Genomic DNA, 20,831 nt, shown 5'->3' with positions numbered 1-20,831 from the left:
CCGGGCTGAAGCACACGTAAGGGAAGCGGTTTTATATAAGGAAGTACTTTGATGAAAAATGCCTTTGCAATCGTCGGCTGCGGCGCGACGGCTATCGCATTCCTGCAACGTCACCTGGATCGCGTCGCTGCATACAACGCACCGGCCGGGACCATTTACCTCTTCGAAAAACGCGAAGACTTCGGGCGCGGTGCGGCTTATGAGGCTGATCTGCAGAGCAACATTCTCAATACCAAGACCGGTTTCATTACGCCCTATCCGCATCTCCCTGGTCATTTCCAGCGCTGGCTGGAGGACCATCCAGGGGCGTGGCGGCATACCTTTCCCGAGTTTCGTCCGACCCCGGAGAGCTTTGCTCCGCGGGCCTTGTTCGGCGTTTACCTGCAGGACCAGATCAAGAAGATCGTATTGCGTGGCGCCTCGCTCGGCTGCCAATTGGTGCTGATGAATGCCGAGGTCTGCGCTATCAATCTGATTGACGGAATGGAGACCGTATGGACGCGATGCGGACTGAGTATCGCCGCGCATAAGGTCTTGCTGTTCTGCGGGCCGTTGGCCACGAAAATTGATCCCGACAAGCACGACGAGCGCGTCCTGGCGACACCCTATCCGGTTGCGCGCCTGCTGAAGACAATTTCCCCGGACGAACGGGTGGCCATAATCGGTGCGCGGTTGAGCGCCATCGACACGGTGGTCGCGCTGATTGAAGGCGGGCATCGCGAGTTGATTCGCATGCATTCGCGCAGCGGCTATTTCCCCGTGGTTCGCGGAACCCAGGAGCGCGTCGAGCTCAAGCACCTGACCCGCGAGGGCGTTCGCGCGCTGGTCGCGCAAACCGGGCCGTTGCAGATCAGTGATCTGGTCGCACTGTTTCGCAAGGAACTGGCCGCCCACGACCCGGCCTCGACAAGTGCCGTGATCCCACTGCCAGCACCGCCGGCCGACGTCATCAGCTTCATCGAGAACGAGATCAATGTCTCGCAAGCTCCGCGTATCTGGCAGGCCATCCTCTATGCAACCAACGGCTTTATCGAACACCTTTGGCAAGCGCTGGACGACACTGCACAAGCCAGGTTCATGAGCGAGTATTTCAGCTTCTTCATGGCTTACCGCGTCTCCATCCCGGCGGAAAACGCGCGCAAGATCCTCGGTTACCTGCGAAGCGGCCAGTTGGAGTTCGTCCCCGGTGCGTTCGCCGCGCCCGAGCCAGTTGATGTGCCGGGACTGAGCATTCGCGGGGCTGGCTGGGAGCATGTCTATGATCGGGTGATCTACGCAACTGGCTTTCCTCGAGATGCGAACCTCATTGAGTCGACCTTGCTGGGCTCGCTGATCAAGAACGGCACGGCCACCTGTCATCCGATGGGTGGCATCTGCGTCGACCCGGATACCTACCGCATTCAGGGCCGGACGGGCTTGGCACGGCAGATTTATGCGGTCGGCGAGCTAACGGCGGGGCAGTTCTTCTTCACCTCTGCGCTGGAAATCAATGGGCGACACGCCTTCTGTTGCGCGGACGCGATGCAATGGCGCGAAGAAACGCACAGGGTTGAGCGCGTGGAAGAGCATGTCTGAGAAATAGGGCACGGTAGGCACGGGTCTCGAATCCCAGTTCTGTATACAGACGCCGCCCGTGCATTGAATGCCCACACGGTGAGCTTCAGGTCGTTGGCGCCATTTTCGATGGCCCAGTCTCGAACCCGTCGTATAAGCTCGCGCCCGATACCGTTGCCCCAGAACTGCTCGTCTACGCACACTGACCCAATCCGCACCGAATCGAGGGGCTGCATCAGCGAGCCGCTGCTGGATGACAGGCCGGCAGTGATGAACCCCACTGGTTTTTGGCCTACTGCCGCGATAAAGGCAACCTGACCGGGTTGTTCAAAAAACTTCATCCAGTGCGGAAGGTCACGATGCCGCCGAGCGGGCGCTCGATTTCCACTTCCCGTCGATTGCCGACATCAAAGCCACCTCGCGCGCACCCAGCACCCTGTTTTTCGTCGACCCAGAGGCCACCACCGAAACCCTGGTGGTTTATTTGTGCGAGACGCTGTCCTCGGTCGACGTCATGGTCCATTACTTGGTGGATCATCTAGACGGTGGGGCGCGCAATGCCCTGCTGGGCATTTCAAACAGCATCATGCTGGCAGAGATCACGGCGAAACGAGTGCTGGATCAAATCGACCCACCTGCGTAATTGCAGTCCGCTGTGGCGATTGGGGGCAAGTCCCCTCGCCACAGTTTGCTGTTCAAGGCTGTAGCAATCAGCTTCCCGCCTGTTTATTCAACGCCGCTTCAGCCGCCGCAATTTCAGCCTGCCGCTTGACGATCATGTCGCCAATCGGCGGACCCTGGAAGCGTCGGGCTTCAAAGCCGAACCAGACAATAGCCGTCAAAACCAGAAACCCAATGGTGATATACAACGCCCAATCGTTCGGCGGCTGAATGCCGATAACGAAAATAATCACCATCGAGAGGATCGAGAGGATGGCAAACACGGAGTACCAGAAGCGTCCCATGTTCCACGGCCCCATGGTGGGCCACTTCGAAGTCCCGTAGGTAAACAGGCCCAGCACGATGGGGATGACGAAGGAGAAGAACAGGAAGATCACCGTGCAGGACACCACGATGGTATAGACCGGCGTCTCACCGACCGATATCACCGACGATCCCCAGACGAACAACACCGCGAGGGTGGCTCCGGTCCAGATCGCCGCCACCGGGCTGCGAAGGGTAGGCGATACCGAGGCCAGTGCTTTGGAGAAGGGCAGGCCGCCGTCACGGGAGAACGCGAAGATCATGCGTGAGACCGAGGTCACGGTCGCCAGCCCGCAGAGAAACTGCGAGATGAAAATGGCCACGTACAGCGCCGTTTTTACCGTCGGGTTCACCTGAGTGTCCATGGCCCAGAAAAACACGCTCCAACCATGCTTGGCCGCCTCATCCATGTTCGGCAGCATCAGCACAAACGAACTGAGCATGACCCAGCCAAACAGCAACGACCAGACCACCGACATGACCATGCCGCGTGGCACTGACATGGCCGCATTTCGGGTCTCTTCCGAAGTATGCGCGGAGGCGTCATAACCCGTGATGGTATAAATCGGCAAGAGCAGGCCGAGCATGAAAATCCAGCCGTTCGACACCTGTGGCCATACGCTGCCGCCCGCCTCGCCGGAGTAGTTGCTGAAGGTCCATAACCGGGCGAACTCATAACTGGGCGCCGATATCAGGCAGACGATGGTCAGTGCGAGCGCCGTGGCGAAGATCAGATACCCCGAGAAGTCGGTGAGCTTCGCCGTCAGGCCGATACCCAGGTGGTTACACAAGGCCTGGAGGCCGGTCAGAATCGCCAGAAAAATCACCCGGGTCGTGGTGGTGTCTTCCATCCCCAGAGCCGGTCCGAAGGCGCCGAAAAAGAAGTAATAGGTACCGACGTTAATTGCACCGAGCACGGTGACCAGCCCCAGCAGGTTGAACCACGCGGTCAGCCAGCCGGTAAAGCGGTTACCGAGTATCGAGCCCCAGTGATAGAGCCCGCCAGCGGTAGGGTAGGCTGAGGAAATCTGCGCCATGGCCATGGCGAAGACCCCGGAGATCAGGCAACCGATCGGCCAGCCGATGCCGATTGACGCACCGCCCGCACCCGAGGTGCCCTGGGCGAGTGAATTGATACCACCCGAGAGAATGCAGATGATCGAAAAGGAAATGGCAAAGTTGGAGAAAACGCCCATCCGTCGCGACAGCTGCTGGGCATAGCCCATGCTGTGCAGCACCTTGACGTCATCGTCTTGCGGCGCGCTTGTGCCGGGCTGGCTTGCTGGCTTCATGTTGTGTGCCCCTTGTCAGGTTTTGGTACAGGCCGAACTGAGCCGCCTTAGGCTGCTCCTACAGACGGCCGTGGTAAGCCGCTGCGAAAATTTCTGCCGCGCCATTTCGGGTCAATGGCAGCGGGTTGCCGCCGGCGCAAGGGTCGACAATCGCCATGTCCGCGATCAGGTCGGCCTGCCGATCATCCACCCCCAGCTCAAACAGCGTGTGGGGCACGCCGATGTCCTTGCGCAACTTGAGGACGAAGGCCAGAAAACTGTCGAAGCCGGGCGAGGGCAGACGCAAATAAGCCGCGAGGCGGGTGATGCGCTCCTCGATGGCCGGGCGATTGAACTTCAGGACATAGGGCATGAACACGGCATTGGTCATGCCGTGATGGGTGTCGTACAGGGCACCCACCGGATGTGAGAGGGCGTGCATCCCGCCCAGACCTTTCTGAAAGGCGGTAGCGCCCATCGCGGCCGCCGCGAGCATTTCCGCTCGCGCCTCCAGGTCCGAGGGTGTGTGTACGGCTCGCACCAGGGCATTGGCAACCAGGCGCATGCCTTCCACCGCAATGCCTTCGGCCATGGGATGAAAACCCGGGGAACAATACGATTCCAGGCAATGCGCAAAAGCATCCATGCCGGTGCCAGCGGTGACCTTTGCCGGCATGCCAACGGTGAGGGCCGGGTCGCTGATGACCACGCGCGGCATCATTTTCGGGTGGAAGATGATGCGCTTGGTGTGCGTACGCTCATCGATGATCACCGCTGCACGCCCCACCTCGGAGCCGGTACCCGCCGTGGTCGGCACCGCAATGATCGGGGCGATGCTGCTTTCGTCGGCGCGTGTCCAATAGTCGCCGATGTCTTCGAAATCCCAGACCGGGCGGGTCTGGCCGCTCATGAAGGCGATGAGCTTGCCCATGTCCAGGCCGCTGCCACCGCCGAAGGCGACCACGCCATCGTGTTTGCCGGCGCGCCAGGCCTCGAGCCCGCCCGCCAGATTGGCTTCGACGGGGTTGGGTTTAAGGTCGCAGAACAGCGCGACGCCAAGGCCGGCGGCGCGCAAGGCATCCAGCGCTGACGTGGTGATCGGTGCACGCGCCAGGCCACTGTCGGTGACCAGCAACGGTCGTTGGATACCTTGACTGCGGCAGATCTCGGCAAGCTCGGCAATGCGGCCGACACCGAAGCGGATGCTGGTGGGGTAGTTCCAGTTCGCGGTCAGGCTCATGGCTCAGATCTCGTGGCGCAAATGGAAGGATTTCGCTCGGGTCAGGTTGTCATAGCCCAGGCGCGACAGCGTGACGCCGCGCCCGCTGTTCTTCACCCCAGTCCAGGCCAGGGCCGGGTCGAGGTAATCGCAGCGGTTCATGAACACGGTGCCGGTGTCGATCTCGTTGCCCAGGTGTTCGGCGGCGGCAAGGTCTTGCGTCCAGATGGAAGCGCTGAGCCCGAACTCACTGTCGTTCATCAGGGCGATGGCTTCGTCGTCGCTGGCGACCGACATGATGCCGACCACCGGGCCGAAGCTTTCCTCACGCATCACTGACATTTGATGGGTGACATCCACTAATACCTGCGGCGCGAGGTAGGCGCTGCCCGGCACGTCGGCAGGAAAATCCTTTGGATCGATCAGCGCCCGAGCGCCCTGTGTCAGTGCTTCGGCGATCTGACTACGCACGAACTCAGCAGCGCTCGGTGTCACCAGCGGACCGAGCGTGGTGGCTTCGTCCAGCGGGTTGCCCAGCACGTAGTGGCGAGTCAGCGCGACGAAGCGTTCGACAAAGGCGGGGTAGATTTTTTCATCGACATAAATGCGCTCGACCGCGCAACAACTTTGCCCAGAGTTGAAGAAGCTGCCGTCCACCAGGTTTTCCACCGCGTGTTCGAGGTTGGCGTCTGCGCGGACGTAGGCCGGGTCTTTGCCGCCGAGTTCCAGGCCCACGCCGAGGAAACCTCCGACAGCAGCGTGTTCAATGGTCTTGCCGGCTTCGACCGAGCCGGTGAAGTTCACCTGCTGCACGCGTCCTGAGGCAATGATCATCGCGGTATGGAGATGACTTAGCAGCAGGTTTTGGAACAATCCTTCGGGCAGATTGGCACGACGAAACACCTCGGCGAACCGTTCACCCACCAGCAGCGTTTGCGACGCGTGTTTGAGGATGACGCTGTTGCCGGCCATCAGCGCCGGGATGATCGTATTCACCGCCGTCAGGTAGGGGTAGTTCCAGGGTGCGACGACCAACACCGTACCCAACGGCTCGCGTTTGATACAGCGTCGAAAACCGGCGACAGGCGTGGGTTCAAGCGCTGCCAACGCTTCAGGCGCAATGGCGATCATATGGCGGGCACGCTCTTCGAACCCGCGCAGTTCGCCAGCGCCAAAACGCACCGGGCGGCCCATCTGCCAGGCCAGTTCCGGCACGATGTCAGCCTTCATTGCCAACATCGCGTCCACCGCGGCGCTGCAAAAGGCGGCGCGTTCGCTCAGCGGCCGACGTTTCCATTGCGCCTGGGCAGCTTCTGCAGCCGCCAGCGCCTGGTCAATCTGCGCAGCATCGGCGCAGCGGCGTTCGGCGTAGACCCGGCCATCGACCGGTGAGATGAGTTGAATGGTCGAGGTCATGGTGGTCTCAATAGCGCTCGAAGCCGCGCTGCAGTTCCCAGTCGGTTATCCGCCGGTCGTACTCTTTCTGCTCCCATTCGGCGGTGTGCACGTAGTGGTCGACCACTTCATCACCGAACGCCTCGCGCAACATGGTCGAGGCCTGGAGCGAGGCGCTGGCTTCGCGTAGCGTCTTCGAGACTTCAGGCAAATGCTCGTCGACGTAGGCATCACCCTCGAAGGGCGGCGCGAGGGTGAGCTTCTCGTCGATACCGGCCAGTCCCGCAGCGATCAAGGCGGCGAAGGCCAGATAAGGGTTGAGGTCGGCACCGCCGATGCGACATTCGATGCGGATGGCTTTGCTGCCTTCTGCGCACAAACGAAAGCCTGCAGTGCGATTGTCCCGACTCCACACCGCCCGGGTCGGTGCAAAGGTGCCGGCCTGAAAGCGCTTGTACGAATTGATGTAGGGCGCGAGAAAACAGGTGATGTCGTTGGCATATTTGAGCTGCCCGGCCACCCAGGAGCGCATCAGTTTCGACATGCCAAACTCCGCCTTGGCGTCGAAGAACAGCGGCTTTTTGGCGCTCTTGTCCCACAGCGAATTGTGGATGTGGCTGCTGGAACCGGCGGCGTCATAGCGCCACTTGGCCATGAACGTGATCGCCTTGCCCTGCAGTTGCGCGATCTCTTTGCAGGCGTGCTTGATGATGACGTGGTGGTCGGCCATGGTCAGGGCATCGGCATAACGGATGTTGATTTCTTCCTGGCCCGGGCCCCACTCACCCTTGGAATTTTCCACGGGAATACCGCAGGCCTGCAGATGCTTGCGAATCGCCCGCAGCACCGGTTCCTCCCGGGTGGTCTGCAGGATGTTGTAATCCTCGATGTAGTGACCGGCCGTCTTCGGCTTGTGGTAGTTACGCTCGTGGATGGCCTCGTAGCTCTCGTCGAACAGATAGAACTCCAGTTCCGAGGCGAACATGCCGGTGTAACCGCGCTCGCGCAGTCGCTCGACCTGCTTTTTCAGGATCGCCCGCGGGCTGTGTGGCAGGTCGCGTCGATGGTGATGATCGAGCACATCGCAGAGCACCAGCGCCGTGCATTCAAGCCAGGGCACCCGTCGCAACGTGGCCATGTCGGGCTTGAGCACAAAGTCGCCATAGCCTTTGCTCCAGCTGGCCGCGGCGTAACCTGGCACCGGCTCCATGTCGATGTCGTCGGCCAGCAGGTAATTGCAGCAGTGGGTTTCTTCATGGCCGCTGTCGATAAAAAACTCGACCTGGAATCGCTTGCCGACCAGTCGCCCCTGCATATCGACCATGCACACCAGCACGGTATCGATCTCGCCGGAGGCGGCGGCACGTTTGAGTTCGGCTAAGCTGAGGAAGGGCTCGGTCATCACGTCAGTCCTGCGTGAATTGTTTGGGCCTGTCTGAAATAGCTGTTGCAGACGCTCTCCAGAACAAACCAAAACCTGCAGACGCGAGCATCGTGAGCAATGAGCTGATGTAAGCGTAGCCTACTGCCGCAGAGTGCAAGTTTCGGAAATCGAAGGCTGATGATTCTGTTCGCACCTCCCACGCGAGGACACAAAGATGGCAAAGAAGAGAGAGCACAACACCTACCAACGTCTCGAACAGCAGTACCCGGATTACTTGGCCGCAGTGGAAGCCCTGGGTACGGCGGTGCGTCACACCGGCCCACTGGAGGAGATCGTTGTCCAGCTGATCCAGCTCGGTGCCGCGGCGGCCATTCGCTCTGAGGGCGCGGTGCACAGTCATACCCGACGGGCACTGGAGGCGGGCGCTACACCAGAACAGATCCGTCACACGCTGATCTCACTTACCAGCACGATCGGTTTCCCCACCGTCGTTGCGGCCATCAGTTGGACGGATGATGTGATTGAGACGTGAACGAGTTCGCTGAAACGCAGAACGCCTACCAGCCTTTCACGCCACTCATATCGGGTAACTTGTGCGCAATGCCCTTGTGGCAGTCGATGCAAGTGGCTTCACCCTTGGCCAGTGACGTCGAGTGCATGGCCGCGGCGCGCTTGCTCTGCCGGGTAAAGTCCATGAACTCGAAGTTGTGGCAGTTGCGGCATTCGCGAGAGTCGTTGGCCTTGAGCCTTGCCCATTCATGTTCGGCGAGCTCGCGCCGCAGCGTGAGAAATTTGTCACGTGTATCGATGGTTCCGAAAATATTGCCCCAGACCTCCTTCGACGCCTGCATCTTGCGCGCGATTTTATGGGTCCATTCATGGGGGACGTGGCAATCAGGGCAACTGGCGCGCACGCCGGAACGGTTGGTGTAGTGAATCGTGTCCTTGAGTTCGACGAAGACGTTGTCACGCATTTCGTGGCAGGAAATGCAGAACTTCTCAGTGTTGCTCAGCTCGAGCGCGGTGTTGAATCCGCCCCAGAAAATGATCCCGGCGACAAAGCCGCCCAGCGTCAGAAAGCCCAGGCTGTAATAGATGCTCGGACGACACAGGATGCCCCAGTAGTCCCTAAGCAGGGCGAACAGTGCTTTCATGTTGCCTCCTCAGGGTTTCTGCGCGGCGTTGGCATCGTTTTGAAGTATTTTGTCGATGGTCTCGAAGCTGTTTTCCACCAGAGGCAGCACATCTGTTTGCGGCACGTGGCATTGGTTACAGAAGTAACGACGCGGTGATACCGCCGCGAGTGCCTGACCGTCGCGGTCCATGTAGTGGGTGATGCTGATCATCGTCGCCTGGGTCCGTGCGCTGTTGGCCCGGCTGTGACAGGACAGGCACTTGTTGCCGTTCTTGTCGATCTGATAACCGAGGATGGTATGGGGGATGGTGGGCGGCTGGTCCGGGTAGTTGCGTTCGCGCTTCAGGTCTTTGTTTTCTTCGTTGGCAATGGGCGGGGCCGGCATGCTCTGGGTCAAGGTGCCACCGGGCCGGCGCCCATCCGGCCCTGACGCATCGAGGGGGTAGTCGACTTCTGCAGCGATCACCACACCAATCCCAGCGAGCAGGAGCAATGGCAGGATTCGAAAAGGCATGACGGTTCTCCTCAGGCCACGCTGATCAACTCGATTCGTATCGCGCATTTTTTGTAGTCGGTTTGCTTGGAGATCGGATCGGTGGCGTCGAGCGTGACCTTGTTGATCAGCTTGTTGGCATCGAAAAACGGCACGAAAACCAGTCCTTGCGGAGGTTTGTTACGCCCGCGGGTCTCGATGCGCGCACGGATCTCACCGCGTCGACTGATCAACTTCACTTCACTACCACGCCGGGCCTTCAAGGCCTTGGCATCGTCGGGGTGCATGTAGACCAGCGCGTCCGGCACCGCTTTGTACAGTTCTTCGACGCGTTGGGTCATGGTGCCCGTGTGCCAGTGTTCCAGGACGCGTCCGGTGCTCAGCCAGAACGGGTAATCGGCATCCGGGGCTTCGGCTGGCGGCTCGTAGGGGAGGGCGAAGATGATCGCCTTCTTGTCGGGGTAGCCGTAGAACTGCACCTCGCTGCCTTTCTCCACGTAGGGGTCCAGCCCCTCGCGGTAACGCCAGCGGGTTTCCTTGCCGTCGACCACCGGCCAGCGCAGACCCCGTTCGCTGTGGTAGCGGTCGAACGCGGCGAGGTCATGCCCGTGGCCGCGACCGAACTGGGCGTACTCCTCGAAGAGGCCTTTTTGCAGGTAAAAGCCAAAGACCTTGGCTTCATCGTTTTTGTATCCGGCTTCCATTTGCTCGACCGGGAACTGGTCTACCTGGCCATTCTTGAAAAGCACTTCAAACAGGGTTTTGCCCTTGTACTCAGGAGCCTTGGCCAGTAACTCGGCGGGCCAGGTTTCATCGGTGGTGAAGCGCTTGGAAAATTCCACCAACTGCCACAGGTCCGATTTGCCGTCCCCTGGCGCGCTCACTAACTGGTGCCAGAATTGCGTACGCCGCTCGGCGTTGCCGAAGGCACCTTCCTTTTCCACCCACATGGCGCTGGGCAGGATCAGGTCGGCGGCTTGCGCGGAAACGGTGGGGTAGACATCGGAGACAATCACGAAATTATCCGGGTTGCGCCAGCCCGGCAGGACTTCCTGCATGATGTTCGGCCCGGCGTGCATATTATTGCTGGCCTGGGTCCAATAAACGTTGAGCACGCCGTCTTTGAGCATGCGGCTTTGTTCCACCGCGTGAAAACCGGGCTTCTCCTGAATAGTGCCGGCTGGAAGTTTCCAGATTTTTTCGGCGATGGCGCGGTGCTTGGGGTTGGTCACCACCAGATCGGCAGGCAACCGGTGGGAGAACGTCCCGACTTCACGTGCGGTACCACAGGCCGATGGCTGGCCGGTCAGCGAGAAAGGGCTGTTGCCCGGCTCGCTGATTTTGCCGGTGAGCAGATGGATGTTGTAAATCAGGTTGTTGGCCCAGACGCCGCGAGTGTGCTGGTTGAAACCCATGGTCCAGAACGACACAACCTTGCGCTTGGGGTCTGCATACAACTCGGCCAGGGCCTTGAGTCGTTCAGCCGAGACCCCCGTCTCTTTGGCGGTTCGCTCCAGCGTGTAAGGTTTGACGAACGCTGCGTATTGTTCGAAGGAAATATCCGTCCAGGTATTGGCCTTGCCGGCATTTTTCGCCTTCATTTCCCGTGGATCGTCAGGGCGCAGGCCGTACCCGATATCGTCAGTGCCTTTGGCAAACCGTGTGTGCTTGCTGATGAAATCCTGGTTCACCGCGCCGCTTTCAATGATGTGGTTGGCGATGTAGTTAAGGATCAGCAGATCAGTTTGCGGCGTGAACACCATGGGGATATCGGCCAATTCGAAACTGCGGTGTTCGAAGGTGGACAGTACTGCAACTTTCACGTGAGGCTGGCTCAGGCGCCGGTCGGTGACCCGGCTCCAGAGCACCGGGTGCATCTCGGCCATGTTCGAGCCCCAGAGCACGAAGGCATCGGTGGCTTCGATGTCGTCGTAGCAACCCATAGGCTCATCCATGCCAAAAGTGCGCATAAAACCCATCACCGCCGAGGCCATACAATGGCGGGCGTTGGGGTCGATGTTATTGCTGCGAAAGCCTGCCTTCATCAGCTTGTTGGCGGCGTAGCCTTCCCACACGGTCCATTGCCCGGAACCGAACATGCCAACCGACTCGGGACCTTTACTCTTCAAGGCTTCCTTGAATTTCGACTCCATGATGTCGAAGGCCTTCTCCCAGCTGATCGGCTGGAATTCGCCCTGCTTGTCGTATTGGCCATTCTTCATGCGCAAAAGCGGTTGGGTCAGGCGATCTACGCCATACATGATTTTGGAAAGGAAATAGCCCTTCACGCAGTTCAGTCCACGGTTGACCTCTGCCTTGACGTCGCCGTGGGTGGCGACCACACGGTTATCCCGAGTGGCAACCATCACGCTGCAACCGGTGCCGCAGAAACGGCAGGGCGCTTTGTTCCAGTCCAGGGTGACCATGTCCGCTTCGGTCACCAGATTACTGGCGGAGGTAACAATCGGCAGCCCGGCAGCGGCGGCTGCGATAGCGGCGGCCTGGGCCTTGACGAATGCTCGGCGCGACATGCTCATTCGATATCTCCTTCGGGTTCGAGGAGTTCGTGATAGATCAACGCGGCGTTGAGTACGCCCGGCAGGTTGTTGATCTGTTCGATGCGTTGAAGAATCTGGCTTTCGTGCACGGCCTCAAGGACCACCACCAGTTTTCCGGCAGCACTTTCCTGATGCAGCTCCAGGCCGTCCAGCAAACGCAGGTTGGCTTTAACGGCGTCGAACAATTCAGGCCTGGCAAGTACTACAAGACTGGCAATATGCAGGGCTTCGTCCATGTGCTGGCTCCAATAGGCTTTTAGAAAGGCTATTAGTTAGGGGGTCCAGGTGGGCCGTACAACATCTGAAAAAACCAGACGATAAAGCCGTAACCGCCGACGATAGCAACCGACAGCAGCGGAAAGAGGCAGACAACAAGAAAGAGAAACAGCCGGGTCTCCTTGCGTCGCTCGGGTTTGCGTTCTTCAGCCAAGGGCATTAATCATTCTCCAGCCGAACTTGCACTCAGACTAGATCACGAAGTTTTCGCAAGTTTTCTGGCATGAGCTTTTAACGACCGACGGTGAATTATTCCTGTTCGGGTGTTACATAGGGTTATAACGCTTTGAATCGTTACTTCGTCTGGTTACCAATGTGCGCTGTATTGATAGATGTTCGCATTCAATAATTGTTCTTGATGAGGCATTTCGCCAGCGGTCCATTCATGCAAAATCTGCCAACAGTGTTTGTCCAGTGGACTGCTGTTTGAGGGAGGGGTAAACACCTAGTATCGTCTCTACCTCGTGAGCAAATAGGTAAGTATCCATTCGCTCACGAGGTTGACTTTTGACGATAAGTGAACATGATGAAAATTTCAAAACTTGTGATGTTTCTTGCACTTGGCGTTTTAGGTGCGCCGGCATTTGCAGGCGAGAGTCATTCAACTGCCGCGGACAGCAAGCTGCCTGTTGAAACGTACACTTACGATACGAAACTGGATATCAAAAAAGTCATCACAGTGACCGATATTCCCGACCAGTGCGGGCCAGTCCTTGCACACATGACGTATGAAGACTCTCAGGGTCAACGGCATGTCCTGCAGTATCAAGTCATGGGAACTGGCTGTTCAAATGGTTGAGTACTGTGCGGACGGTGGAGGGTCGACACTCCATACCTGCTGCGCTAGAACTTTAAAAACGTTGTTATCGTTTTCTGGGTGAAGCTACGATCTTTTTATCGGACGCCAACACACCTGGGATATAACTTTTAAGAAACTCCTGGCGACCAGACGCCAAAGATGTGGCCAGAATCAAGGCGCCGGTGATGCGCGCGCTGGCGGTCAAACCACCCAAGGTTAACAACGCCGCTCGATCCAGAAATTCACGCCAGTTGATCTTGCCGTGGGCGTAGTAGTCGTACAGTTCGAGCAATTCCGGGGCAAAATCTTTCGCAGTGAGACGGGTCATCTGTGCGCTTCCTCTTGGGCCGATTGCTCTGTCGGCTGGACAGCGTGAGCGATACCTATCGAGCGTAGCCGCTCAAAAAAAAGAGGCCTCGAAGACTGGGTGAAAACGTGGAGAGGTGACTCAAGCAAACGCCCGAGATTGTTTGGGGCGCTTGCTTTTGGGGGTAGGACGCGGCTGCCTGGAACTTACCGCTATCAATCGCCATCAGTTCACCTACGGCCAAGCTCGAATCGTCAGGGGGGTAGCTAAGTTTTCACGCAATCTGTGATGGTCGATTTTTTTTGAGTTTTTGTTTTTACTAATTATGTAAATTTAACTAAGTTTTCATAGGCTGCTGTTTTTTAAAAGTTAACTGGACAGTCTTTGGTTTAAGCGCAGAGGTCCAGATTTTTAGCTCCGCTGCAATATGTGTAGAATTATTTCGAAGATACAATATGAAACAAATAGTCGGTTGAATCGTAATGTAACGAAATTATAGAAATGTTCCTGTTTCCAACGAGAAAAATTTATTGTCTTACATTGCGGGCAATCGTCTGAGGTCAAAACATGGAGTTCGACGTCGTTGTTGTAGGAGCAGGAGCAGTTGGTGGATCAATCGCGTATGAGTTGTCCACGCGAGGTTTAAATGTCTGTCGAGTCGGTGAGACTGATCGTACAAATGCTGCGTCAAGGGCTGCCGGAGCGATGAATGGATGTTTCGGGGAGGTAACAAGCGGCCTGCTGGCAAGTGATTTTGGTCGATTGAAATTAGACATGGATCGACAAGCTCAACACCTGTGGTCAAGTTGGGCGGAGCGCTTGGCAATTTCTTCAGGTGATTCTAGTTCGTTGTTTACCGCGATTGGGACCCATGTGCTGCTCAACACCGCCGGCATGGATGAGGTGGACAGCGTTAACTTCGACACCATCGAGAGAACCCTTCGTGAGTATGGTGAGCCGTTTGAAATAGTTGATCCGCGCAAAATGGAGTGGCTGAAGCCCAACCATCTGGTTCGCCCTCTGCGTGGGTTGTACATACCCAACGAGCATTCCGTGAATTCTCATCTTTTGCTGGAGAAACTGGATGCTGCATTTGTCTCAGAGGGTGGCACTCTGAAAAATGAGAACGCCCAACGCGTGTTGGTTGAGGGTGAGGTAGTCACCGGCATTGAGTTATGCAGTGGAGAGGTTCTTTGGGCAAGAAAAGTTGTGATTGCGGCAGGCGTTCAATCTTTAGACCTGCTTAGTGATATCGACGAGCTCGTAAAGAAAATTCCACCGTTGTTCAGTGGATATGGCGTTTCAATTCTCGTGAAAATGCCAGAAGGGGTTGAGTTGCCGAGTTCTGTCATACGGACGCCAAATCGTGCTTTTGCGTGCGGCTTGCACTGTGTCCCTCGTGGGGACGGAGTCTTGTATCTGGGAGCTACTAATATAATTTCGGAGCGGCCTAAACAACAGGCTCTCATATCGGATGTTCAGTTTTTGCTTGACTGTGCTGTTGATCAACTGAACCTGGACCTTCATAGCGCTGAAATCATTTCCATACAGGTTGGCAACAGGCCAATTCCGGCAGATGGTTTTCCATTGATTGGCGAGTGCGGCATCGAAGGTCTTTGGCTTGCAACAGGCACCTACCGAGACGGCCTGCACCAGTCACCATTGTTGGCGCGGTATATAGCTAATTGCCTTACCGATATAGATACTCCCGATCTAGATCTCAGCCCTTTCAAACCTGTACGTGCTCCGTTATCCGGGTTTGCCCGCGAAAATACGGTCAGGGAAACGGTACAGCAGATGTTTGCCACAGGATATGAGTATCGTTGGGATATAAAACCTTACTGGTTTCCTTTGCTGGATGAAGGGCTATCGCGCAATTACGAACAACTTATAAATGATTTGCACTCGTCATTTACGCCTCCGCCGGAGTTGGTCGCATTCTCCTATCTGTATGAGTCAATTTTGAAAAGACTTGCGCAGTATTACAAGGAGTGGTCATGAGTCTTACGGATCGTGAGTACCTTGCTATTAGTCAAGCGCGGGCCATGTTGCAAGCGTCTGGTGTCTGGGACTTGGAAGAAGATTTGAGTTGTCTTATAGATCGCTATATCGAACGGGTGGATAAAAGTCGTGCGCTCAATGAATTTATGTTAGCGGTTAAAGAGCGCTGTAACCGAATTCCTCTCGGTCATATTGTTGGCATGGTGGAGTTTGACGAAATGCCGCTGGTGGTCGGTAGCGGCGTGTTTATCCCCCGCCCTCACAGCAAAATCATTCACAAGTGGCTGGAGACCTGTGCTGTGCTGCGACCGGGTGCTAGTGTCCTCGATTTGTGTGCAGGAAGCGGCGCGATTGGCTTGGCGATCGCACGACGTAGACCGGATCTGAAAGTGACATGCGTGGAGTTTGATGAGATAGCGGTGCAGTACCTCAAGCGCAATATCGACCGACTGGCCTGCAAGGGGGGGCAGGTCAATCACTTGCAGGCTGACATTCGCGACAAACAGGCATTTACGCGATTCACAGATCAGGTTGGTTTGATTGTCGCTAATCCTCTGTACGTCCCACAGTTCCAAGAGTTGTTGCCTGAGTGGAGCGATCACCATCCACGGGTGTCGGTCTATTCCGGGACCGATGGTCTTGAACTGATACGGCACATCATCTCGCTCGCGAACCAGTTACTAAGTCGTGAAGGTTGGCTAGTCATTGAGCATGGCGAGGAGCAGGCCAAAGCGGTGCGCGAACTGTTCAAGCAGAGTCAGCTGACAAATACACAAACTGTAATCGATAAGGAAGCGTCCGACGCCTCGGGCAGCTCAGTAATGACCATCGGATGCAAATCCCAGTGATTTTTAGAAAGGAGTTTAGCTATGGATGTGCAAACTAGACAAGACTGGATGAGCATTCGTCGCGGCAACACCACTGGTGCACTGGCGAAGGCTTACGAGGAAGGGCTGACAGGTTTTACCGTTGCGAGTCGTGCGGGTAAGCACATTACCTTGCAGGACGGAGGCACATTCATAGAGTTTGTTTCCTGTTCGTACTTGGGCTTGGAAACCCACTCGGCATTGATCGATGCCGCACACCAGGCTATGGAAACTTCCGGATTGCACCTGTCGTCTTCTCGAAGTGCAATGCGCCCACGTTACCTGCCTCAACTGGAAGAGTTGCTTTCTCAGATTTACAGAGGTAGCGGCGTTGCGGTGTTTACCTCTACCAGCAGTGTCCATTTAGGTGTTTTACCGTTGCTGGGGAGTGGTTCGTTGGGTGGGTATCCGGTCAAAAGACGAATCCATTGGCTGATGGACAAAACCGCCCATGCTTCGATGCAGGTACTTAGGGGGATTTTGGACCAGTTCGGACCTGTTTCTAGAGTTGAGTCCACCAGTCAAGAATCAATGACCACAGCGCTGAAAGACTGCACCGACAAAGGTGAAACTCCAGTGCTCTTGATCGATGGAATTGGTTCGATGAGTGGTCTTGTACCCATCGCTGAGCTCTCTCGGCAGCTAGAGTCGGCACAGGGATACTTATACGTAGACGATGCTCATGGTATTTCGATCGTCGGACGACATGGTGCGGGATATGCCTTTTCAACAGTTGATCACTCATTACCTGCAAATATTATTCTGGCAGGGTCTCTCTCCAAAGCCTTTGGTGGCGCGGGTGGTTTTGTCGTGGTTTCAGATCCACGGGATGTTGAAGTTATCCGAACCCTGGCGAATCCGCTGATATTTGGTCATTCCATTATGGTGCCCATGTTGGCGGCGAACGTTGCCTCGGCGAAAATCCATCTCAGTGAAGAGATCGATATTTTGCAACGGCGACTTTGGGAAAATGTCGCCCTTTTAGATTCCCTCACCGACAACCAGTTGCTCAACGCAGGTATCCAGTCACCTGTCAGAGGAGCCTTCTTTGAAACAGAGGAGGCCGGCTTGCAGGCTGCGAGAATCCTGCGTGACCAAGGCATGCTGCTCTTTCCGGTGTTTTACCCAATCATTGCCAAAGGCAAAGCGATGCTGCGTTTTGCAATTTCAGCAGACCACAGTGGCAAAGACATCAGGTTATTGGGGGCTGCTCTAGGGGCTATGACGAGCAAGGGGTTATGGACGCCTGCTATCAATGAGCGGGATCACGCCTGACTGGCGACTCTCTTCCAGAAATTGGCTAACGGAGGTGCAAAAGATGAAACGACAGGGACAGTTATCACAGACAGGCACGTCTAACATTTTGCAGCCGCAGCGCGAGCGGCTTGACTCGATAAATTTGCAAGTTGTCGACCTGCTTTCTGAGCGAATGAAAGTGTGCATGGACATTGCCCAGCTCAAAGCCATCCATGGTATTGCGATGATGCAACCCGGACGAGTTTCCTACGTGCTCGATATGATTAAGATTAGGTCGGAGGCGGTAGGATTGAGGCCGGAATATGCCGAGTCGATATTCAAACTGATTATAGAAGAGACGTGTACTCAGGAAGACGTCCTGATCAATCAGTGTCTGGCCCCGGGGCGACCCTCATGAAAATATTGCTGATTGATAACTTTGATTCCTTCACCCAGAACATCGCTCAGTATTTGTATGAGGTGACAGGCATTTGCGCGGATGTAGTCAAAAATACACTTCCGTACAATGAATTGGGCATCGAAAAATATGACGCTGTAGTGCTGTCGCCCGGTCCAGGGCACCCCAGTCAGGAGGGGGATTTCGGTGTGTGCGGTGACGTCATCCTCCGTTCGCCTGTCCCGTTGCTTGGTATTTGTCTAGGCCACCAAGGAATCGCTCAATTTCTTGGGGGGACGGTGGGGTACGCTCCCAACCCTGTGCATGGCTACCGCAGTCGGATTACTCATTCAGGTAAAGGGCTCTTTCGAGACTTACCGGAGCAGTTCGAAGTGGTCAGATACCATTCGTTAATGTGTACAAGCCTACCAGCAGAGCTCCAATGTACGGCCTGGACGTCTGAAGGTGTGGTCATGGCAATCGAACACATCGCCAGACCAGTTTGGGGTGTCCAGTTCCACCCCGAATCCATCGAGTCAGAATATGGCCATGCGCTATTGAGCAACTTCGTACGCATGGCGCTGGAACATAACGTCAGTGCTAGAGCTCACTTAGAGTCCGACACGGAATGTACGTCATCAAAAGATGCCTACGTCGCAGTAGGGGGGATGCTGAATATGCAGCTTGCCTACCGCGAGTTTTCCGAATGCACGGATCCACTAGCAGTATTCTCGACGCTCTATGCAGACGATCGTTCTTCTTTTTGGCTAGACAGCGAGAAGTCAGAAAGACCTAATGCCCGCTACTCGATCATGGGTAGTGGGGAGGCGCAAGGAGCGATAAGGCTTGAATACAATGTCAACGATGAGTGCATGAAACTTGAGGGCCCCAAGGGCAAAAAAAACATCAAAGGAGACTTTTTTACACTGATTGCCCAAATCTTCGAAGCTGTGCATGTGGCAACCCCTCAGTACTTGCCGTTTGTTTTCAAGGGTGGGTTTGTTGGCTACCTCGGTTACGAATTGAAAGCACTGGCGGGTGGACGAAAAATTTACCGTTCGGTTTATCCGGATGCTTCATTCATGTTTGCGCCGCATTTCTTTGTCTTTGATCATCATGAAGACAAGGCCTATGAATGCGTGATGACTGCGACTGGCGATGCTGTGGTTTGGCCGTCCTTACCTGATTTTCTCCATCGTAATGATGAGTCCGCTGGTCATTGCAGTTCGTTTATTCCAGGTGCCGTAGATCAGCTGAAGCTCTCGCTTGAGGACGGGCCAGATGATTACATCAGTAAGATCAATCAATCTCTCAAGTACATCACCGATGGGGAGTCGTACGAGATCTGCCTGACCAATAGGGCAAAAATGGCGTACAGCGGTGCGCCTTTGAGTGCTTATTGGCGAATGCGCCAGGCTAGCCCCGTACCCTACGGTGCTTACCTCTCGTTTGCAGGATTTTCAGTATTAAGCGCTTCGCCCGAAACCTTTCTCAGAATCGATGACAGCGGATTGATCGAGTCCAGACCGATCAAGGGAACCAGACCGCGTAGTAAACAATTCGCCGAGGACCAAATATTGCGCGATGAGCTACGTAACTCGGCAAAGGACAGGGCCGAGAACCTAATGATTGTCGATTTGGTGCGCCATGATTTGAATCAAGTGTGCCGTCCAGGGAGCGTTCATGTCCCTGAGATTTTCTCAGTGGAAAGCTTTTCTTCGGTTCACCAACTTGTCTCAACGATTCGTGGGCACCTTCGCTCGGATATTTCAACGATCGAAGCTATTCGAGCCTGTTTCCCCGGTGGCTCAATGACGGGAGCTCCGAAGAAACGCACGATGGAAATTATTGACGTATTGGAGGCTTCCGCCCGTGGTGTCTACTCAGGCGCATTAGGCTGGTTATCTTTCAGTGGTGGAGCGGAGCTGAGTATTGTCATCCGAACGGCAGTGCTCCAGGGTAACGAGGCGAAATTTGGAATTGGTGGCGCGATTGTTGCGCACTCCGATCCACAGCAAGAGCTTGAAGAAACTTTGGTCAAGGCTAGCGTGCCTTATTACAGTTTTGTCGTAGGGAGCGAATCATGATGAGCGACACGGTTGTCGTGTTGGGGGGAGCGGGTTTGGTTGGCTCATTGATCAGCCGCATTCTTATGCAATATGGATACGATGTCCGGGTGGTGGATCGCAGGCCTTCCGAACAGGAATGTGGCTTCTATGAAGTCGATGTCACAAGTCCGTTCAGCAATACCGGGCACATCTTCCAAGGAGCGGTGGCAGTGGTCTTTGCGTTGCCCGAAAGCGTGGCTATCCGGGCAATACCTTGGGTTGTTGGCTCCGTTTCGAACGATGTTGTATTCATACCGACTTGTTCTGTTCAGGAGCCATTTTACAGAGCATTGAAAAATGCTTCGTCCCAGCAGCCTTTCGTCGGCGTCAACCCAATGTTTTCACCCAAGCTCTCCGTTCAGGGACGCACCGTCGCAATTTGTCTTGAAGATGGCGACTCGCCTTCGGCTTTCATCGAGCAACACTTGATGGAGGCGGGGATGAAGATAAAGCGAATGACGCCCGTGGCTCACGATGAACTCATGGCGCTCTGTCAGGCGTTGCCCCATGCCGCAATTCTCGGGTTCGGCTTGGCGTTGGCAAGGTCTTCACTTGATCTGGAAAGCGCTCTTGAGGTGATGCCACCTCCGATGCGGACAATGATGGCGTTGCTGTCCCGGGTTCTGGTCAATCCGCCTGAAGTCTACTGGGATATACAGCTAGAAAATGATCAGGCTAACCACCAGCGCGCCGCGCTGGCGGAAGGGATGGAACGCTTGATGAATAATGTCTCTAGTCAAGATTATGACGAGTTCAGACGCGACTTACAGGGCGTTTCAAATGCTTTGGGTAGTCGTTTGAACTCGGGGGCTGTCGATTGTCAGCACGTTTTTTCATTACTGAACTAA

The 20,831-nt window shown here is 55.9% G+C and carries 18 protein-coding genes and 3 pseudogenes; 10 read left to right on the top strand and 11 right to left on the bottom strand.

Annotation, left to right across the window (positions count from 1 at the left end; genetic code table 11):
• Nucleotides 1-51 precede the first annotated feature (51 nt).
• Nucleotides 52-1,575 carry an FAD/NAD(P)-binding protein gene (locus QK293_RS04580; protein WP_282376084.1) on the top strand — a complete coding sequence of 508 codons (1,524 nt, stop codon included), beginning with the start codon at nt 52-54 and terminating at the stop codon, nt 1,573-1,575.
• On the opposite strand, the pseudogene QK293_RS04575 reads toward QK293_RS04580, so the two are convergent.
• Nucleotides 1,487-1,913, bottom strand: a pseudogene (locus QK293_RS04575) (GNAT family N-acetyltransferase); the annotation flags it as partial. The gene QK293_RS04580 and the pseudogene QK293_RS04575 overlap by 89 nt on opposite strands.
• Between QK293_RS04575 and QK293_RS04570 the strand changes: the two are divergent.
• Nucleotides 1,898-2,197: pseudogene (locus tag QK293_RS04570) on the top strand (hypothetical protein); the annotation flags it as partial. The pseudogenes QK293_RS04575 and QK293_RS04570 overlap by 16 nt on opposite strands.
• Before the next feature lie 67 nt (nt 2,198-2,264).
• Here QK293_RS04570 and QK293_RS04565 read toward each other — a convergent pair.
• The 4 genes from QK293_RS04565 to QK293_RS04550 are packed head-to-tail and all read right to left on the bottom strand — an operon-like array spanning nt 2,265 to nt 7,825.
• Nucleotides 2,265-3,830 (bottom strand): amino acid permease, encoded by a 1,566-nt coding sequence (locus tag QK293_RS04565; protein WP_282375884.1) that lies wholly within the window; start codon nt 3,828-3,830, stop codon nt 2,265-2,267.
• 58 nt (nt 3,831-3,888) lie between these two features.
• A complete protein-coding gene (locus tag QK293_RS04560; RefSeq protein WP_282375883.1) occupies nt 3,889-5,049 on the bottom strand; it encodes an iron-containing alcohol dehydrogenase in 1,161 nt (386 codons plus the stop codon).
• A 3-nt stretch (nt 5,050-5,052) separates the two neighbouring features.
• Nucleotides 5,053-6,444, bottom strand: a complete 1,392-nt coding sequence (locus tag QK293_RS04555; protein WP_282375882.1) for an aldehyde dehydrogenase family protein — start codon at nt 6,442-6,444, stop codon at nt 5,053-5,055.
• Between the two features lie 7 nt (nt 6,445-6,451).
• On the bottom strand, nt 6,452-7,825 hold the full coding sequence (locus QK293_RS04550) for a glutamine synthetase family protein (protein WP_282375880.1): 1,374 nt from the start codon (nt 7,823-7,825) through the stop codon (nt 6,452-6,454).
• A gap of 196 nt (nt 7,826-8,021) precedes the next feature.
• On the opposite strand from QK293_RS04550, the gene QK293_RS04545 reads away from it, so the two are divergent.
• Complete coding sequence (locus QK293_RS04545; RefSeq protein ID WP_282375879.1) at nt 8,022-8,339, top strand: carboxymuconolactone decarboxylase family protein; 318 nt, start codon at nt 8,022-8,024, stop codon at nt 8,337-8,339.
• Between the two features lie 25 nt (nt 8,340-8,364).
• Here the strand turns inward: QK293_RS04545 and QK293_RS04540 are convergent, their stop codons facing one another.
• The 5 genes from QK293_RS04540 to napE are packed head-to-tail and all read right to left on the bottom strand — an operon-like array spanning nt 8,365 to nt 12,429.
• Nucleotides 8,365-8,961, bottom strand: a complete 597-nt coding sequence (locus QK293_RS04540; RefSeq protein WP_282375878.1) for a cytochrome c3 family protein — start codon at nt 8,959-8,961, stop codon at nt 8,365-8,367.
• Between the two features lie 9 nt (nt 8,962-8,970).
• Entirely contained in the window at nt 8,971-9,456 is a 486-nt protein-coding gene (locus tag QK293_RS04535) for a nitrate reductase cytochrome c-type subunit (protein WP_282375877.1), read from the bottom strand.
• 11 nt (nt 9,457-9,467) lie between these two features.
• Nucleotides 9,468-11,972, bottom strand: a complete 2,505-nt coding sequence (gene napA / locus QK293_RS04530; RefSeq protein WP_282375876.1) for a nitrate reductase catalytic subunit NapA — start codon at nt 11,970-11,972, stop codon at nt 9,468-9,470.
• Nucleotides 11,969-12,229 (bottom strand): chaperone NapD, encoded by a 261-nt coding sequence (locus tag QK293_RS04525; RefSeq protein WP_033059994.1) that lies wholly within the window; start codon nt 12,227-12,229, stop codon nt 11,969-11,971. The genes napA and QK293_RS04525 overlap by 4 nt, the downstream gene beginning before the upstream one ends.
• Nucleotides 12,230-12,261: 32 nt before the next feature.
• Entirely contained in the window at nt 12,262-12,429 is a 168-nt protein-coding gene (napE, locus tag QK293_RS04520) for a periplasmic nitrate reductase, NapE protein (RefSeq protein ID WP_008032067.1), read from the bottom strand.
• A 366-nt stretch (nt 12,430-12,795) separates the two neighbouring features.
• Here napE and QK293_RS04515 point away from each other — a divergent pair, with 366 nt between their 5' ends.
• Nucleotides 12,796-13,068 (top strand): DUF2790 domain-containing protein, encoded by a 273-nt coding sequence (locus QK293_RS04515; RefSeq protein ID WP_282376083.1) that lies wholly within the window; start codon nt 12,796-12,798, stop codon nt 13,066-13,068.
• Between the two features lie 184 nt (nt 13,069-13,252).
• Here QK293_RS04515 and QK293_RS04510 read toward each other — a convergent pair.
• Nucleotides 13,253-13,396: pseudogene (locus tag QK293_RS04510) on the bottom strand (dienelactone hydrolase family protein); the annotation flags it as partial.
• A gap of 546 nt (nt 13,397-13,942) precedes the next feature.
• Here QK293_RS04510 and QK293_RS04505 point away from each other — a divergent pair.
• Genes QK293_RS04505 through QK293_RS04480 form a run of 6 tightly spaced genes read left to right on the top strand, consistent with a single transcriptional unit; the run spans nt 13,943 to nt 20,831 of the window.
• Complete coding sequence (locus tag QK293_RS04505) at nt 13,943-15,376, top strand: FAD-dependent oxidoreductase (RefSeq protein ID WP_282375874.1); 1,434 nt, start codon at nt 13,943-13,945, stop codon at nt 15,374-15,376.
• Nucleotides 15,373-16,224 carry a HemK/PrmC family methyltransferase gene (locus tag QK293_RS04500; RefSeq protein ID WP_282375873.1) on the top strand — a complete coding sequence of 284 codons (852 nt, stop codon included), beginning with the start codon at nt 15,373-15,375 and terminating at the stop codon, nt 16,222-16,224. Before QK293_RS04505 ends, QK293_RS04500 begins: the two co-directional genes overlap by 4 nt.
• A 21-nt stretch (nt 16,225-16,245) precedes the next feature.
• On the top strand, nt 16,246-17,517 hold the full coding sequence (locus QK293_RS04495) for an aminotransferase class I/II-fold pyridoxal phosphate-dependent enzyme (RefSeq protein ID WP_282375872.1): 1,272 nt from the start codon (nt 16,246-16,248) through the stop codon (nt 17,515-17,517).
• Entirely contained in the window at nt 17,498-17,896 is a 399-nt protein-coding gene (locus QK293_RS04490; RefSeq protein WP_348775344.1) for a chorismate mutase, read from the top strand. The genes QK293_RS04495 and QK293_RS04490 overlap by 20 nt, the downstream gene beginning before the upstream one ends.
• Nucleotides 17,893-19,962: an aminodeoxychorismate synthase component I gene (pabB, locus tag QK293_RS04485; protein WP_282375870.1), complete on the top strand. Its 2,070-nt coding sequence runs from the start codon at nt 17,893-17,895 to the stop codon at nt 19,960-19,962. The genes QK293_RS04490 and pabB overlap by 4 nt, the downstream gene beginning before the upstream one ends.
• A complete protein-coding gene (locus QK293_RS04480; protein ID WP_282375869.1) occupies nt 19,959-20,831 on the top strand; it encodes a prephenate dehydrogenase dimerization domain-containing protein in 873 nt (290 codons plus the stop codon). The genes pabB and QK293_RS04480 overlap by 4 nt, the downstream gene beginning before the upstream one ends.

It is taken from the genome of Pseudomonas sp. AL03, from assembly GCF_029960815.1.
Classification (GTDB): Bacteria; Pseudomonadota; Gammaproteobacteria; order Pseudomonadales; family Pseudomonadaceae; genus Aquipseudomonas.
The sequence above is the reverse complement of the archived record's forward strand: the minus strand, read 5'-3'. Positions and strand labels throughout refer to the sequence as shown.